Raw genomic sequence first — 15,882 nt, 5'->3', positions numbered from 1 at the left:
CCACTTGTAATGACAAGTAAGTACGCGTCATAACATGTATGCCTCTCCACGTCGAACACCAATATATGAGCGGATCAAGCTATGACAAGACGATTCAGTTCCGTGCCGGAGCCGAAAAAGAGGCTGCGGAGCTGCTTGATGAGATTCACATCGGTGGCGTCAACGTGAGCGAACTCGCCCGCGTCGGCCTGGTCGAAATGCTCCGGCAGTCATTAGATGAACAAGACAAGATTGCGGTGTACGAACGATACAGTCGTGGTGAGATCGGTGAGGACGTGGCCCGTGTCCTTCTCGGTGAGAAACTCGATAGGATGGAAGAGGAGAAAGAGTCGTTCGAGGCGGCTATGGAACGAGACACGTCTGAATTCTTGATGGGCAGCGATGGCGAGTGATGCTCGCTACCCGATACTAGCTGACACGAGTTCCTTAATCGCGGTTGCAAACACCACTCAGTGGGAACTGCTGAAAGACGCGATTCACCTCACAACGACAAACGTCTGCAAGCACGAACTTCAGAACCATGTCAACTCGAACAAATACCCGCCTGAGGGCAGCCGTGAACACTATTTGAAGCAAGGAAGCCAACGTGTTCTTGAACATCTAGACGCGGATTCGTCGTCGTGGTCGTGCGTCACTGTCGTTCCCCGCCCGCATGGACCAGATGCAGGCGAGCAATCGCTCAAGCAGGAACTTTCCGAACACGGTTCGTCGTATCAGATTGTATCGATTCTTGACTCTGCTGCGAGACGGTCAATTCGGCGTCTCATCGATGACAACGGGTACGACATCGACGTTGTGGGGCCACCGTATCTCCTCTACATCCTGCTTGATAACAACCTCATCGCAAAGCCTGAATTCTGCGAGGCGACCGTGGAGATGATTCGGACGGAAGGGTGGACCGGGTACGAGGTTGTGAAGAGCGCGTGGACCAGCATTCCCGTTGATTGTTCCGAAATCCTTGACGGCGAATATGATGACGCCCTTCCACCGAAATGATCTGGCTTATACTGTCAATCTGATCAGTACAGGGCAAACAGATCCCGATCCGATTACTGTTGTCTGACGACGACTGTATCTGCAACGAGGTCGCCGACCCGTTGGTTGTCGTCCGTCAGCAATATCAATACCATTGCGACGAGGTTGAATGTCGGGAGTGCGTCAACGATCCATAACAGGTTCCGGACTATTGACGCGCCGATTGTACAGTTTGAGCCGTCGGACTTGATAACGACTAGTCCGAGCAGGTATTTCCCTGGCGTGTAGCCGTACAGTTCCTCAAGGAGAAACCCGTAAACCAAGGTCACAGTCAATCCGACAAATGCCATCACCAGAAAGCCAATATCACCGAAGGCTGTCCCGGTGAGAACGAAGACTTCCCCAAACCAATCCGATAAGGATACTGTCGATGAAGAAGGTCGCCAAGCCTGACTCGCAACTCACGTTCGACGAATTCGTGACCGGGAAGCAGGTTCCGGCGTGGAAACGAATCCGTGACGAAGTCCTCGAACCGTTCCAAGCGGGCGTTGAGAACATTTTAGACGAACTTACCGATGAGGAGTACGATGATGCTGGGTTCACGGAACCGGTTCACGCGGCGATAGACATCACTGCGTGGTATTTCTATGCCTCGCCGTTCATGTCCGAGAAACAAGCTCGTAACTCGGACAGAGAACCCATCAGAGTGACCATTGATGGAAAAGAGAAACTGTTGGCCCCCGAGCATCCGGACTTAGTATCGGGCTCAAAGACAGCGATGAGCGTGGATACAAGCTTGCGACGATCACGATTATCGCAGAGAACACGCCGATTGTTCTCGGTGTGAAGTACCTCGGTGTCAAGCCCCGAGGCTTCACCGTCTTGGGGCCGCACCGCACCCGCAGGCAAATTTAATTCCTCCCGACTTTCTCCATGAGGAGTCAGCTGGAATTAACACCCGAACACTCGTTGTGTCCGTGGGAGTCGGCGGCTCCACCACCGCCCGACAACTCCCGTCTCACGCCCACTGGACGGTGTTGAGAGGAGTCGCATTTCCAAACTATCCAACGACCAGCAAAGGAAATGAGGGCTTCATTTCTATACTTTGAGAGGTCGTTTTCTGGTTGTTGTCAGTGTATTATAGATCGAACACCTTAAATTTGTGTAATATCGTGACGGCATTCACCCTCGGGGTCAAGTGGTTCGAGACGCAAAGCGTCTCGTCATCATGGAAATCTCCGATTTCCAAACGACCCCGAGACACTCTGCCTGCTTCTCTGTAGAACTCGCCAACACCGGGGAGTTGCTCCCCGGTTCGCTGGCTCACGGAATCGTCGATGACAATGTAGCCATCCTGTGACCAGCGTGTTTCACCGTGGTTTTGCAACTCCTCTAACCGTTCGTGGTTGAGTTTTTTCTCGTCCCAGTCGTACTGAGTGAGGAACTTGTTGAGTGCACGGGAACTCTGAGCAGGGAGTACCTCGCGTGCGATTCCAGTGACAGTCTTGCTGCTGGCCGCAGCAAGCCCTGTCACGTACGTTTTGGCGTAATGTGTCTGATGGTATGAGAGCGACTCAAACTCATCCAGTGGGTCAGTGCATGACAGGAAATCCGTAATCGGTAGCATCAGCCGTTGCTGACTGCTACATCCCGACCCTACTTAAACGTCCAGAGCCGAGATTGATGAGTCAATTTGTTCGATTCCTTTCCTGACTCGGCCCTTCTCTGTCAAGATAAGTACAACCTGTCGTCCGTCGTGTAGTTTATCAATTAATCTGGCGTCAATCAGCCGATCAAGATGCCACTCGAGCGTACTTCTAGCAACGCCAATCTCTTCTGCCATCTCGGCTGGATAGGATCGTCGTTCTTCTAGCAAGTACAGGAGAATCTCTCGTGACGTTTCTCGTCGTAGCAGTGCAATTATCTCCTGCATCCAAGGATCACAATCCGATGGAAAATAGTGCGTTTTTCCGTGAAAATCGTTGATGATGACTATACCATCCTCGCGTAATTTCTGACTAACCCGTTGCAGCTTATCTGGGGTTATCTCGAGCGCGCGCACGAGTTCATTGTGGTGAACTCCGGGATGCTCTGATATGTGCTTAACTAGCGCAGACTCGATGTCATTCATGGGTTATTACTGGTCTGTCGGGACGGTCGTCCTTAATCGGCAGTTAGTGTGGGGAACGTTTAATTTTTATATCTTAACGTATATCTGGTCATATAGTTGATTCTATCTGGTTGGGAACCCAATAAAATGGACTTTAGCCCTTCGATGACTGTATCTTCGGGATATGGTCATATGTAAGTCAAATACACATTCCAATCTGACATTTGCTAGTCATTCTACCCCTCTGATGGTATTATTCCCCGATTTTAGCCTATTGATAGTCGAATCTTTGTACAATCCAAAAGCCTAATAATGATAATGTAGTTAATATATTGTCGATGCATTTATCGTGCGACGCTTTATGCACGCTTACTGATGAACTCGTGTCGTGCGGGGTCGGTGAATCCACACTCTCTCCGGGTGTGAGTAAACCAGTCCCTGAAACCAGCGAAGGTGCCGTATTGGTTTCCCCAGCAGGAAACAGTGCGGCGTATCCTTCTTCTAATAACTCCCGAACTGATTCGGAGGTGGTACGATGGCAGGCGGCGATCTGAAACGTGACCTTGGGCTGCCGGCAACAACAGCCATTGCGATTGGTGCAATGGTTGGATCCGGTATTTTCATTCTGCCCGGACTTGCGTTCATGACGATTGGGGGCGGCCATGAATCGGTTATCATGGCCTTCCTCTTTTCCGCGATTCTCGTACTACCAGCAGCGCTTTCGGCGTCCGAAATGGCGACTGCGATGCCGGAGTCCGGTGGTTCCTATATTTATGTTGAACGTGGTATGGGACCACTGATGGGAACAATCGCCGGTATTGGTAACTGGTTTATGTTATCATTCAAGGGTGCACTTGCACTGATCGGCGGTGTCCCGTACCTTGTCTATGTTCTTCCACAGATTCAGGATATCAGCGTTCCTCTTTTTGGTGACCCAGTAATTCCTCTTGCCTTGCTTCTTGCAATGGTTTTCATCGGCATTAACATCGTTAGTGCCTCTGGTGCTGGTAGCCTACAGTTCTACATTGTCGCTTTGATGATCCTGACGATGGGTTGGTTCGTTGCTGATGGGCTACTTGGTATTGATAGCAATCTTCACGGCGATATTGCCGGTGAAGCTATCATGGTTGGCCATGGTGGCCTTGACTTCATTGCTGCGACTGCACTGGTCTTTATTTCGTATGCCGGTGTGATTAAGATTGCAGCTGTCGCTGAGGAAGTCAAAGATCCCGGTCGAATTATTCCACGAGCGATGATTGGATCGCTCATTATTACGACGCTGATGTACGTTGCAATTGTTTATGTAGCAATCGCAGTCATCGAGCAGGAATTCGGCGGTGTTGCTTCACTGGTTGAACAAGGTGAAGGAATGGATCCATCAGAAGCATATGCAGAGGGTCTACTCGATGCATCCGGCGAAGGTCCAATTATGGCGATTGCTGCTGATGCAACACTCGGTTGGATCGGCGTGATTGCTGTGACAATCGCTGCGTTGATGGCACTCGCCTCAACTGCTAACGCTGGATTGCTTTCTGGATCTCGGTTCCCATTTGCAATGGCCCGAGATAACCTTGCACCACAGGCATTCGCTAAGGTTAGTGAACGGTTCAATACGCCAGCAATTGCCGTTGGTGTTACCGGTGGTATGATGCTCTTCATGATTGCGTTCCTGCCGATCGAGACCGTTGCAAAAGCTGGCAGTGCGTTCCAGATTATTGTGTTCATTCTGGTTAACTTGGCATTGATTGGCTTCCGCGAGGGTGCGATGGAGGATTACAACCCGGTTTTCAAATCCCCACTGTACCCATGGACGCAGCTGTTTGGCATCTTTGGCGGGTTAGTTGTCCTGACGCAGATTGGTACTATCGAATTTGTTGGTGCTGTGTTGATCGTTGGTGCAGCAGTTGCCTACTACTACCTGTACGCTCGTGACCAGATTGAGCCAGACGAGCCAGGTCGAAACGAAATGCAGACGGCAGACGTAACTGCCGCGGAACGTACGCGACGTCTCTTTGAGAACCGTGAAGAATACGATGTTCTTGTGGCTGTCACTCATCGAACTGCCGCAAACGCACGAGATACGATGCTTCGGCTGGCAACGGATCTTGGGCGAATCCGCTCAGCTGTTGTCTCGGTCGTTGAGTTCTACGATGCACCTCGTCGGCTCTTTGGCGAAAAACATCCAACAATTCAGGAAGGACTCCCAGACTGGGTTCCTGAAGATCCTGATGAACGTCCAGACTGGATGCCCAACCAAGAACAAGATGATATCCGAACCTCTGGTGGACAACCACAAACGCAAGAGACAGCTGAGAACGAGGCTGGCTACTCTCGACAGTTCGATGCACAGATTCAGCATCGGACGATTAACAGCGATGATCACAAGCAGGCAATCGTTGACTTTGCAACGTATGAGGACTATGACCTGTTGGTTATCGAACGGCAGGAGAGTGGCCTTAGTGAACGGTTCCTTGGCAGTGAAACAGAGTGGATCATGGATAACGCACCATGTGACGTTGTCCTCGTTGAGGACCGTGACTTCGAGGATGCTGATGAAATCGCTGTTGTCGCAACCCACGGTCTCTATGACCCACTGAAGTTGCTCATTGCTGATGCGTTTGCCGAAGAGACTGGAGCATCACTGCATCTTCTGCAGGCTGTTCCAACCGATCTCAAGGCCTCCGAACGTGAGACTCTTAAGCGCTACCACAGTGAGCTCAAATCCATCTTGACCGTTGAAATGACGTGTGATCTCATTGAGACTGACAATGGTTCTGACGAACTGACCAAACGAGCAAATCAACATGATCTGCTTGTTACCAGTGCAAGTGTCGATAAATCCGAAGGAGCTATTGGTGTCTCTGGCCACAGTCTGGCTGATTCCGTTGACTGTACTACGATCCTCGTTCAGCCACACGAAGCTGAACACAAGACCTTCCTCCAGCACATTCTGATGGATTACATCTTCGGTGCTGGTAAATAATCGATAGCCGATTTCTTTTTGTTTTCTGTATCTGTGCTTGCTTCTACGGATACTCCGTATTTCGTCAGTTAGTATCCTATAAAGTACACTCTAACTTTGAACGACCGAAGAAAATCAGAACAGCGACGCTAAATGCAATCAGTGTTGTTGCTGCTTACCAGCCTTGCTTCCACGTACCGTTTCAGCCACCGCATCTGCACCTTTTTCGTGTGCTAAGTCACCAACAATGACTACATCAGCATACTGTGACATCTGTTCTGCAGTTTCATAATCGCAGATTCCACCGCCGTAGAATAGTGTTGCTGAGTCACTTGCCTCAGCAGCAGCTTCTACAATCTCTGGGTCACCGAGCATTCCAGAATACTCAATATACACGATTTCTTGATTGAAGAACTCCTCCGCAATGGTCACGTATCCAACAACGTGATCAACGCCGATCCCACAATCCGCCTGTGTATATTCTGCAACTGCTGAGTCAGGATTCAATACGATATATGCTTCCGTCGTCATTCGATCCCAGTCAAAATCTGGATTCAGCCGTGCCCATTCTTTATGTGCGCCAGTCACCCAAAATTGGTCACCAGCATTCAATACCGTTGGCACGAGATATCCGTCAAGATCTGATGAATCAACGACTACCTCAGGTGTCGATGGCTCCAAATACAATGGCACGTCATGCTCGGAACAGGCACTGATTACACGCTTCATTTTCTCTTGGGTCATGCCGGTTGTTCCGCCGACTGCAATTGCATCCGTGCCTGTCTGACAGATATCGCCAAAAGTTTCACCCTCAACGAGCGACTTGTCGGGATCGATTTTTACGATATGGTCCCAGTCTTCCCACGGAGCGGCCATAACCGAATTAATATCCCATTAAGTCATAATTACTTCGATCCTCTTCGTTTTCTGCTTTTATCACTCTCATCCTCTGTATCCACCGAATACAACAGCTATCCGGTACAATAAACTATCCTCCTCAATCTTGATTATCAAAAATCAAGCCTCTGATTGCCACCTCTGAATCCGATCTGCGCTGACACCAGACACCGAATCTGCAAGCTCCTCTGGATCAGCCTCAAGCAGTTCATCAATCGAAGACACACCAGCATCGATAAACTTCTCTGCTGTACTTGGTCCAATTCCATCGAGTGCTTCAAGATCTGATCCTGATTCAGACTCTTGTGCTTGATACTCCCGATAGTTACAGATCGGACAGCCAAGTTCCCATGGTTCGCCAGATCCTTCAACAACTAATTCTGGTAGATCGTGCTTTGAACAGAACTCATCGGTGATAACAATCTTGCCAGTCCGTGGCAGTGGAAGTGTATACTCACAATCAGGATATTCGGTACATCCAACCAGCCGTGATCCGCTTTCCAATTGCTTGATTGCCAGCGTTCCTTCACCACACTTTGGACAATCCCCGAGGTGTTCCCCTTCCCCTGCTTCATCAGCAACACAGAGTGGACACCCGTGGACAAATGTATTTCTCCCGGCGAGCATCTTGATATGATGTAATCCATGTTCGTCACATGTCTTATCAAGAATCAATGGCTCACCCGTTTCTGGTAATGCCAGTGTGTACTCACACTCAGGATATCCGTCGCAGCCAATAAAGTGACTCCCGTACCGACTTTTTCGAATCAGGAGATCTGATCCACAGTCTGGACATGACCCGACTGTCCGATCAGCTTTGAGTGATTCTCTGAGGAGTTCACCAATCTCTTCTTCTGAACCGGATAATGCGTCGAAGATCTCCTCTAGAATTTCTCGGGATTGCTCAGTTACCTCATCCAGCGATTTCTCCCCTTTGGCAATCTGATCCATGTCTGCTTCCAGCTCTTGGGTCATCTCTTCGCTGACAATCCGATCTGCAAATTCCTCTGCGGCCTCAACAACGGCTTTTGCCAGTTGCGTTGGCTGTGGCGGATTATTCTCTACATATCCACGATCATACAGCTTGTCGATCGTATGATGTCGCGTTGACTTGGTTCCAATACCAAGGTCAGACATCTTCTCAACAAGTCGAGATTGACCGTACCGACGTGGTGGTTGTGTTTGTTTGTCCTCCAGTCGAACCTCGTCAATGTGTAGTTGCTGCCCTTCTTCAACAGGTGGTATGTGTGTCTCATCCGCCGAGAAATATGGATATACAGCGTGATATCCGGCTTCAATGAGCCGCTTGCCGTTTGCCTTGACACGGATGGTATCGCTGTTATCTGGAAGCGTGGATGGATCCGGTGCTGGTGTTGTTGCTACCACCCGGACATGCGCCCAGGTAGCTGGTTCGGCAACTGTTGCGAAGAACCGTCGCACAACCAATTCATAAATCTCCCACTCGTCATCAGAGAGATCCGATTTGTCTGGAAGCTCGCTTGTCGGATGGATTGGCGGGTGGTCTGTCGTTTCCTCATCCCCTGATGTTGGCGTGAGAGGCGCATTCTCCAGTAACTGTGCAGCATCTTTTCCAAAGTCCTCATGGTCAGTGAACGCTCCAGTCAGCTCTTCTGGGTCAAGATCATCTGGATAGACGGTGTTGTCCGTTCGCGGATAGGTGATATATCCAGCCGTATACAGCTCCTCGGCGATGGACATCGCCCGCTGGGCTCCATATCCAAGACTACCAGCAGCGCGGATGAAAGCTGTCGTGTCAAACGGTGCTGGTGGGTTATCTGTTCGCTGGCGACGTGATACCGACTCGATATCAAGTGTCTTGGCCTGTTGTAGTGCATCTTGTGCTGCCGTTGCAGCCTGTTCGTTCCAGACACGTTCTGCTTCGTTACCGTCTTCGTTGTGGTAGAAATACTGGCCTTCAAAGATGCTATCGTTGGCCTGTAACGCAGTGTACAACTCCCAGTAGTCTTCAGGATCAAACTCTTCGATCTCCCGCTCTCGATCAACAATTACCTTGAGCGTTGGGCTTTGCACCCGGCCAACTGAAATGAAGTCATCGCCATACTGCTTGGCTGATAGCGATAAGAACCGGGTTAATGCAGCCCCCCAGATAAGATCAATAATTTGCCGTGCTTCCCCGGCAGCAGCCAAGTCAAAATCAAGCTCATCTGGGTTTTCGAATGCTTCTGTCACCTCTGGTGCTGTAATCGATGAAAACCGAACTCGATCGATCTGTGCAGATTCATTGACTTCGCGAACAATCTCATATGCTTCTTTTCCGATTAGCTCACCTTCACGATCGTAGTCTGTTGCGATCACAACGCGACTTGCATCCTCAACCAGTGACTTGACGGTGTCGACAATTCCCTTCTGTGTGGGTTCTTTGATGACCTCAGCGCTGGCTAATGCTGACGGATCAACGGCATTCCAGTCGCTGTATTCTTCTGGAAAATCAACACCAACAACATGTCCTGATAATCCAACACAGACTGTTCCATCCCATCGATAAATTGGCGCGGGACGTGATTCATCAATCTCGTAAGAGCCGTCACTCAGGATATCAGCAATCCGACGCGCCGCATTGTTCTTCTCAGTAATAATCACCGTCATTCGATACTGTCCTGCCGGTCGATACGAGCAAAATGTGTATCAACTTTTCGGGCTAGCTTTGCATATGCGTGACTATGACGAGCATTTGATTGGCAATTTGTTCGTCAACACCTATGAAAAATACACACAGATATCCCAGTGACGGCACCTGCTGCGAACAGCTCTCCCGCAATCGGTGTTAGTCTGCGGGCGTTGATCGGTCTGGTCGTACTTTATCGAGTACGTTCGATCCTGCGTCTAGCCCAATTCGAACCGGCTCTTTCAGGAGTTGGGCAAAGCCGTCTTCGGGATCTCTGTGTTCTTCTGGAAGCACAGGATCTTCTTCTGTCCGTGGAATCGTTGTTAGCACGGTTCCACAGTCTGGACAGACAAATGCAAGACGGTCGCCACGCCCCTGAAGTCGCCAGTCACCATCGTAAGGGCTGTGATGGGTACAATCGGGACAATAGAGGGTCGAGATACGATCCGTCCCGTCGTCTGTTTCGGAGGGGTGTGGCATCAATTACGGGTACGTTCTGGATGTAAATAACCTCCTTGGTTGTTCATTTTCATTGGTTAATGTACTCATACAATCCGTGATCTACTGACATATCTCAACTATTCACGCAAATTTTACGACGAATTTTCTTTTCCACATCATTTACCGATCCGCATCACTGTATGTTTGGATATGTGCCAGTAAAATGGGTGAAAAAGAGATTATAACTGCTATTATACTGGAGGTGTATAGTAAGCAAATCACTGAAAAACTGCTAAACGTCCAATACCTGTTAGTCTGCCAGTTCTTCACGAAGCAACTGATTGACAGTTTGAGGATCCGCACTACCGCCGGTCTTTTGCATGACCTGTCCGACCAGATAGTTTAGCGCATCACCTTCGCCACTGCGGTAATCTTCAACCGCCTGTGGGTTCTCATTAACTGCCTCAGTCACAGCCGCTGCGACGGCATCATCATCTGTTTTTCCGAGCCCTTCTTCATCTACAATTGTATCTGGGTCTTTTTGCTCATCCAGCATTGTTCGCAGAACAACCTCACGGGCATTCTTTTCTGTAATCTCCTCGTTATCCACTAACTCAATGAGTCGACGGAACTCATCAAATCGATCATCTACATCAGTAATTATCATGTCCCGATAGTGTAGCTCTCCGAGCAGTGTATCGGCGACCCACGTCGCCGCTAGCCCTGGATCAAACTCGTCTGCGGTTGCTTCGAAAAAATCAGCCACCTGCTTTGTTGTTGTCAGCTTGTCGGCTGATTCGGCGTCAATATCATACTCTTCCTGGAACCGCTCTCGCCTGGCATCGGGCAATTCCGGAATTGAAAGCTTGTCTTTCCAGTCTGAAACCTGTAGCGGTGGGAGGTTTGCTTCTTCGAAGTACCGATAATCTTTTTCTTCTTCTTTTGACCGCATCGAAACGGTGATGCCTTTTGATTCATCCCAGTGCCGTGTTTCTTGATCAATTGCTCGGCCCCGGGAGAGAGCGTTTTTCTGTCGTGTCACTTCGTATGAGAGTGCCTTTTCAGCGCCCTTATGCGAGGAGATGTTCTTGACCTCGGTTCGGTTGGCTTCTTCTAGTGTCTCTGACTCGATCGTGTTATGATCGCCTTCAATTAGCGAGATATTTGCATCAACGCGCAGTGAGCCATCTCGACTGGCATCAAAGACACCAAGATACTCAAGCACTTCTTCAAGTTTCGCTAAGAATGCTCGAACTTCTTCCGGGTCCCGGAAATCTGGTTCTGTTACAATCTCTAGCAGTGGCGTTCCGGCTCGGTTATAATTGACCAGCGTATAATCGGCTGTGTCAATTGAGCCTCCAACGTGTTGTAGACTCCCCGGGTCTTCTTCAAGATGGGCACGTCTAATGCCAATCTCTCGACGCTCGTCCTGATGACTGATCTCAAGGGTCCCACCCTGACAGATTGGGTTATCGTACTGTGTAATCTGGAAATTCTTCGGAAGATCTGGATAATAGTAGTTTTTCCGGTGGAATCGTGTTTCTTCAGGAATATTCGAGTCGAGTGCTTTTCCGACTTTGACAGCTGCTTCAACGGCTGCTTCATTCAGTACCGGCAGTGCCCCCGGTAATCCGAGACAAACCGGGCATGTATGTGTGTTTGGTTCGTCTGCTGGCTCCGTCGAACAGCCACAGAAAATCTTGGTATCGGTCTCAAGTTGAACGTGTACCTCAAGCCCGATGACGACAGTATAAGTATCACTGTCGGTTTGTGTCGCCTGCGTACTCATTATCCGTCGTTTGTCGTCAATTCATAAATGTCTTCGCTAACTTTCTCTGTGCGGATCTGCTTGGATTTTCAGTACCAATATGATCTTCCATGTCACTTATCTTACTACGGGTAAAATCTAGCGAACATGTACGCACGCCGCGGGCTTGCTTTTCTTCTATTCTTCGCTGTAATCGCTGGATTCGGCCTTTTCGTGCATTCTGGCATTGCCCTCGGCCCTGACGCACAAGCGATTTCTCACGCCCAAAATACCAGCACAACAACCACTTCTGAGACAACGTATCTTGTCACGTTTAATACAACTGATCTGCTTGACAATGATACGTCACCGGAGACACTACAGGCAGCAGCTGATCAATCGCAGGAGTCATTTCAGTCGTATGCTGCTAATCGCTCCTATCTTGATGTCCAGAATAGCTTCTGGCTCACCAGTAGCGCTGTTGTTAGTGCCAACACCACAGCTGTAAATCAGTCCTATATTGCTTCCATCGACGGTGTTGAGGATGTCTATGACCATTCGAAACTCACTGTTTCTGCTAACTCTGATTCTAAGACTACGTCGTCGGCAATCGGCACACAGGCTGCAGACTCGACGTATGGTCTCGACATGATACGTGCCCACGAAACACGAGAGACCTTTGATACGACCGGTGATGGCGTCGATGTTGCGGTTCTGGATACTGGATTAGATCCCGATCACGACGCGATTGAAATTGATGAATGGGCTGCATTTGATGAAAATGGTACACTAACTAGCGACAATCCAGAAGATGCGGATGATCAGGATGGCCATGGAACACATGTTGGCGGGACCATTGCCGGGGACCCTGTGGACGGAACAGCAATTGGTGTTGCTCCCGATGCGGAGCTTCACGGAGTACAAGTGCTCGATGGTGATGATGCTAGTGGTACGTTTGCACAGATCATCGCTGGGATTGAGTGGGCGATTGAGGACTCCGAGGCCGATATTGATGTCATGCAGATGAGCTTTGGAACAGATAACTCCACTGCTGAGGTCCTCATTGATCCGATCCAAAAAGCCGCCGACAATGACATTATGGTGTCTGCGTCTGTTGGTAACGAAGGTGAAAACGGATCTGGTTCTCCCGGCAATGTGTATGAATCATTCTCGACCGGTGCAGTCGATGAAGATAGTGAGATTACGTTCTTCTCTGGCGGTGAGGTTATTAATACGGCAGAACAGTGGAACCAATCTTCAGATGACTGGCCCGATCCGGACTGGCCCGATGAATATACTGTCCCTGATGTTGTTGCTCCCGGTGATGACATCTTGAGTGCGGAGGCAGGCTCTGATGATGGAACTGGACTCGTTGAAAAATCCGGCACAAGCATGTCTTCCCCGCATGTCGCTGGAATTGCAGCGCTGCTACTGACAGACGATGAGGTTGACGTGCCAACCGCTGAGGAAGCAATTGCTGAAACAGCCGTTCATCCTGAAGGACCTAATCAAGTCGATCATCGCCATGGACACGGTCTTGTTGATAGCTACTCGGCAATGGCCTACGCAACATCTGACATCGAGGTTACTGGTGAGGTAACACTCACGGATGCCAGTGGAGAAAATATCTCTGCAGAACATGCACTTGTGCAGTCTAACTTTGGTGAGTATTCGACGACAACCGATACTGACGGGGCATATACACTCCCGATAACAAGTGAGGGTGAAACCCAAACAATTACTGTTGATCTAGTCGGCTGGGAACCGGTTGAAAAAGAAATAACGCCGGATGAGCATAGCGATCCGATTGAGATTGATTTCCATCTTGACACCCAGACATTTGAGACTGAACTGCAGTCACCAGCTCCTGACTATCTCGCTTCTGGTGAGGACTATACTGTCAGCCACGAGACTCTACAGGTACATAATTATACAGCGCAGCTTGAGGCAACTGACCTCGCCGGGAATCCCGTGGACACTGACGATTTTGCCATCCAAGTTAACGGTCAAGAGCTCAGCCCCAGTGAGACATACCACAGTGCTTCGGTCGAAGAGATAATCAACGTGTCAATTACTCCCCCCAGTGATTTCGTCGGGACACTCAATGTTACACATACGTTCGAAGGATTAGACGAAACAACAACAATACAAACAACTGGAACAACTATTCATCCTGATCCACTGACGGTTCCAACAGATGACGACCCCGATCAGTTACAGAATCTCGTCGACTTTGTTGCTCCGGGAACAACAATTGGACTTGATGCTGATCAGACATTCTCTGTAACTGCTGATGATCAGCAACCCGTCGGTGTTACTCTTGATAAAGATATCACACTACGTGGTGAAGGAGGGATGGCAACTATCGCTGTTGAGGATACAACGGCGACTGAACAAGGGATTGGTGCTGGTATCTCAATGGACAGCTCGCTTGAGAATGTTGTACTATCTGGCGATGCCGATACCGGTATTGTCCTTGGTGGTGGGACGATTTCAAACGTCGATGTAACCAACATGACTGTCGGTGTTGAGGTTACTGATGGCCCGATTGATGATCCGCAAATCGGTGGAGATAGTTCTGCGGACGATAATGACGTGTTTGATCTTACGCTTACTGATGTTGAGACAGGCTTGGCCGTGACCGAGGATATCTCGACGGTAGCGAATCTCACTATCAATACCGCAGACACAGGTGTGTTTGTTGATGGGGGTACTATCGAGATATTAACTGGGCTTTCGATTACCGACAGCACAACGGGCGTTGATGTTACTGATACCATCGAGCTTGAGATTGCCGATGGTACTATCGAAGACACAGAAACAGCGTTTGATTTTGGTGGAAATGCGACTGGGATCACCGTTGACGATGTTTCTGTCGGCGACACGGCAATCGTCTTTGATGGTCAAAAGTCAGCCACAGATGTTTCACTCCAACACGAGGACGTGACAACTACGTTTGATGGCACCGATACAGTGGTCGAATTGAATGGATCAACTTCGCTGCCGCCAGCAGGTAACGGTCTTGTTGGTAGTGCGTTCAATGTATCTCCGCAGTCATCAGATGGGAGATTATCGATGACAACACAGTATGATGAGTGGGCAACACGCGGTGTTGCTTCTGATACTGTCGCATTGTACGAACACGCCGGCGGTGACTGGACTGCATTCGATGAGAATGCGTATACACTTAACCAGTCACAGCTGGATGTCACGATTGACACAGATACGACAGCGGCACTCTACGGTGATGGTGCTCCATATGTCAATGTAACTGGGGTCACCATTCCGGATACGATTGCTCCTGATGACCGACTTGATGCAAGTGTCACGCTTTCAAATGAGGGAGCCGCTTCAGCCGAGGATACCGTCAGCTATTTTGCCAACGACACAACCGTTGATACCGCCGATATTTCGCTTGCTCCACATTCCGATACTGAAGTTGCCTTACTTCATGACCCAGAAGACCACGCTTCCGGGGTGTTCCCATACCAAATTTCTACTATGAATACTACATGGAACGGGAGCTATACTGTTGATTCAGACGCTACTGGTGCTGATATTTCACTCACTGACTCAGTACTCTTTAACGCAACCATTTCATCTGAACAGTCTCCAGAAGTATCTGTTACCCTTGAGAATGCTGGTGATCTTCCCGGCACATATCCGATTTCGGTCACTGCAGATGACACTGAAATCAACAATACTGTTGGTTATGTCGAACCCGATAATGTGATGACAACAACAATTAGTAGTGAGCCACTGGATCCAGGTGAATATGACATAGCCGTCAACGGACAGCAGGTCGGAACGCTCACTGTTGAATCAGATCAATCGTTGTTGGATGAATATCCACAGCTACTGCTCCTCGTTGTCGGAACATTACTTGTGATTCTTGGGTTCGCTCTTTTAGAGTGGCGGTATACTGAGAATATTTGATGTTCACAGAAATATTGAGGTGGATGCACGGAGCTTGTCCCCGAGGTAGCTGACTCTGCTACTTTGACAAATACGTTTATAATCTCCTTATCTCGGCAGCCCGGATAGTCGAAACCCCGATTGCCGCTATAATGCGTTGATCGGTATCCTGAGAGAATATAGACCTC

The 15,882-nt window shown here is 49.3% G+C and carries 11 protein-coding genes and 1 pseudogene; 5 read left to right on the top strand and 7 right to left on the bottom strand.

Annotated elements, in window-relative coordinates; translation table 11 throughout:
• Positions 1-65 precede the first annotated feature (65 nt).
• Complete coding sequence (locus tag K0C01_RS03120) at positions 66-392, top strand: DUF8065 family protein (protein WP_221170595.1); 327 nt, start codon at positions 66-68, stop codon at positions 390-392.
• Positions 382-996: a hypothetical protein gene (locus K0C01_RS03115; RefSeq protein ID WP_221170594.1), complete on the top strand. Its 615-nt coding sequence runs from the start codon at positions 382-384 to the stop codon at positions 994-996. Before K0C01_RS03120 ends, K0C01_RS03115 begins: the two co-directional genes overlap by 11 nt.
• 53 nt (positions 997-1,049) lie before the next feature.
• Here K0C01_RS03115 and K0C01_RS12695 read toward each other — a convergent pair whose 3' ends face one another.
• Positions 1,050-1,325 carry an RDD family protein gene (locus K0C01_RS12695; protein ID WP_255568428.1) on the bottom strand — a complete coding sequence of 92 codons (276 nt, stop codon included), beginning with the start codon at positions 1,323-1,325 and terminating at the stop codon, positions 1,050-1,052.
• 80 nt (positions 1,326-1,405) lie between these two features.
• On the opposite strand from K0C01_RS12695, the gene K0C01_RS12690 reads away from it, so the two are divergent.
• Entirely contained in the window at positions 1,406-1,822 is a 417-nt protein-coding gene (locus tag K0C01_RS12690; protein WP_255568366.1) for a hypothetical protein, read from the top strand.
• A 372-nt stretch (positions 1,823-2,194) separates the two neighbouring features.
• Here the strand turns inward: K0C01_RS12690 and K0C01_RS03105 are convergent.
• Positions 2,195-2,602 (bottom strand): annotated as a pseudogene (locus tag K0C01_RS03105) (transposase); the annotation flags it as partial.
• A gap of 33 nt (positions 2,603-2,635) precedes the next feature.
• Complete coding sequence (locus tag K0C01_RS03100; protein WP_221170593.1) at positions 2,636-3,106, bottom strand: winged helix-turn-helix transcriptional regulator; 471 nt, start codon at positions 3,104-3,106, stop codon at positions 2,636-2,638.
• A 514-nt stretch (positions 3,107-3,620) separates the two neighbouring features.
• Between K0C01_RS03100 and K0C01_RS03095 the strand changes: the two genes are divergently transcribed.
• A complete protein-coding gene (locus K0C01_RS03095; RefSeq protein ID WP_221170592.1) occupies positions 3,621-6,068 on the top strand; it encodes a universal stress protein in 2,448 nt (815 codons plus the stop codon).
• A 138-nt stretch (positions 6,069-6,206) separates the two neighbouring features.
• Here K0C01_RS03095 and K0C01_RS03090 read toward each other — a convergent pair whose 3' ends face one another.
• The 4 genes from K0C01_RS03090 to gatB form a co-directional block, all read right to left on the bottom strand.
• A complete protein-coding gene (locus K0C01_RS03090) occupies positions 6,207-6,923 on the bottom strand; it encodes a phosphoglycerol geranylgeranyltransferase (RefSeq protein ID WP_221170591.1) in 717 nt (238 codons plus the stop codon).
• Between the two features lie 141 nt (positions 6,924-7,064).
• The gene (locus K0C01_RS03085) at positions 7,065-9,572 is read right to left on the bottom strand and encodes a DNA topoisomerase I (RefSeq protein ID WP_221170590.1); all 2,508 of its coding nucleotides are present in this window, start codon (positions 9,570-9,572) and stop codon (positions 7,065-7,067) included.
• A 178-nt stretch (positions 9,573-9,750) separates the two neighbouring features.
• Positions 9,751-10,071, bottom strand: coding sequence for a DUF8106 domain-containing protein (locus tag K0C01_RS03080; protein ID WP_221170589.1), 321 nt, complete (start codon positions 10,069-10,071; stop codon positions 9,751-9,753).
• A 271-nt stretch (positions 10,072-10,342) separates the two neighbouring features.
• Complete coding sequence (gene gatB, locus K0C01_RS03075; RefSeq protein WP_221170588.1) at positions 10,343-11,821, bottom strand: Asp-tRNA(Asn)/Glu-tRNA(Gln) amidotransferase subunit GatB; 1,479 nt, start codon at positions 11,819-11,821, stop codon at positions 10,343-10,345.
• A 126-nt stretch (positions 11,822-11,947) separates the two neighbouring features.
• Here gatB and K0C01_RS03070 point away from each other — a divergent pair, with 126 nt between their 5' ends.
• Entirely contained in the window at positions 11,948-15,715 is a 3,768-nt protein-coding gene (locus tag K0C01_RS03070; protein WP_221170587.1) for a S8 family serine peptidase, read from the top strand.
• Positions 15,716-15,882: the final 167 nt, after the last annotated feature.

This window comes from Salinarchaeum sp. IM2453, assembly GCF_019693215.1.
Classification (GTDB): domain Archaea; phylum Halobacteriota; class Halobacteria; order Halobacteriales; family Salinarchaeaceae; genus IM2453.
Note: the sequence above shows the minus strand (reverse complement) of the source record. Positions and strands in the feature narration are given on the sequence as shown.

Excerpts from the sequence above, each read along its gene's own strand:
- K0C01_RS03085 (WP_221170590.1), bottom strand. The coding sequence starts at position 9,572 with ATGACGGTGATTATTACTGAGAAGAACAATGCGGCGCGTCGGATTGCT.
- K0C01_RS03080 (WP_221170589.1), bottom strand. The coding sequence starts at position 10,071 with ATGCCACACCCCTCCGAAACAGACGACGGGACGGATCGTATCTCGACC.
- K0C01_RS03100 (WP_221170593.1), bottom strand. The coding sequence starts at position 3,106 with ATGAATGACATCGAGTCTGCGCTAGTTAAGCACATATCAGAGCATCCC.
- K0C01_RS03095 (WP_221170592.1), top strand. The coding sequence starts at position 3,621 with ATGGCAGGCGGCGATCTGAAACGTGACCTTGGGCTGCCGGCAACAACA.
- K0C01_RS03070 (WP_221170587.1), top strand. The coding sequence starts at position 11,948 with ATGTACGCACGCCGCGGGCTTGCTTTTCTTCTATTCTTCGCTGTAATC.
- K0C01_RS03090 (WP_221170591.1), bottom strand. The coding sequence starts at position 6,923 with ATGGCCGCTCCGTGGGAAGACTGGGACCATATCGTAAAAATCGATCCC.
- K0C01_RS03120 (WP_221170595.1), top strand. The coding sequence starts at position 66 with ATGAGCGGATCAAGCTATGACAAGACGATTCAGTTCCGTGCCGGAGCC.
- K0C01_RS03115 (WP_221170594.1), top strand. The coding sequence starts at position 382 with ATGGCGAGTGATGCTCGCTACCCGATACTAGCTGACACGAGTTCCTTA.
- K0C01_RS12690 (WP_255568366.1), top strand. The coding sequence starts at position 1,406 with ATGAAGAAGGTCGCCAAGCCTGACTCGCAACTCACGTTCGACGAATTC.
- gatB (WP_221170588.1), bottom strand. The coding sequence starts at position 11,821 with ATGAGTACGCAGGCGACACAAACCGACAGTGATACTTATACTGTCGTC.
- K0C01_RS12695 (WP_255568428.1), bottom strand. The coding sequence starts at position 1,325 with ATGGCATTTGTCGGATTGACTGTGACCTTGGTTTACGGGTTTCTCCTT.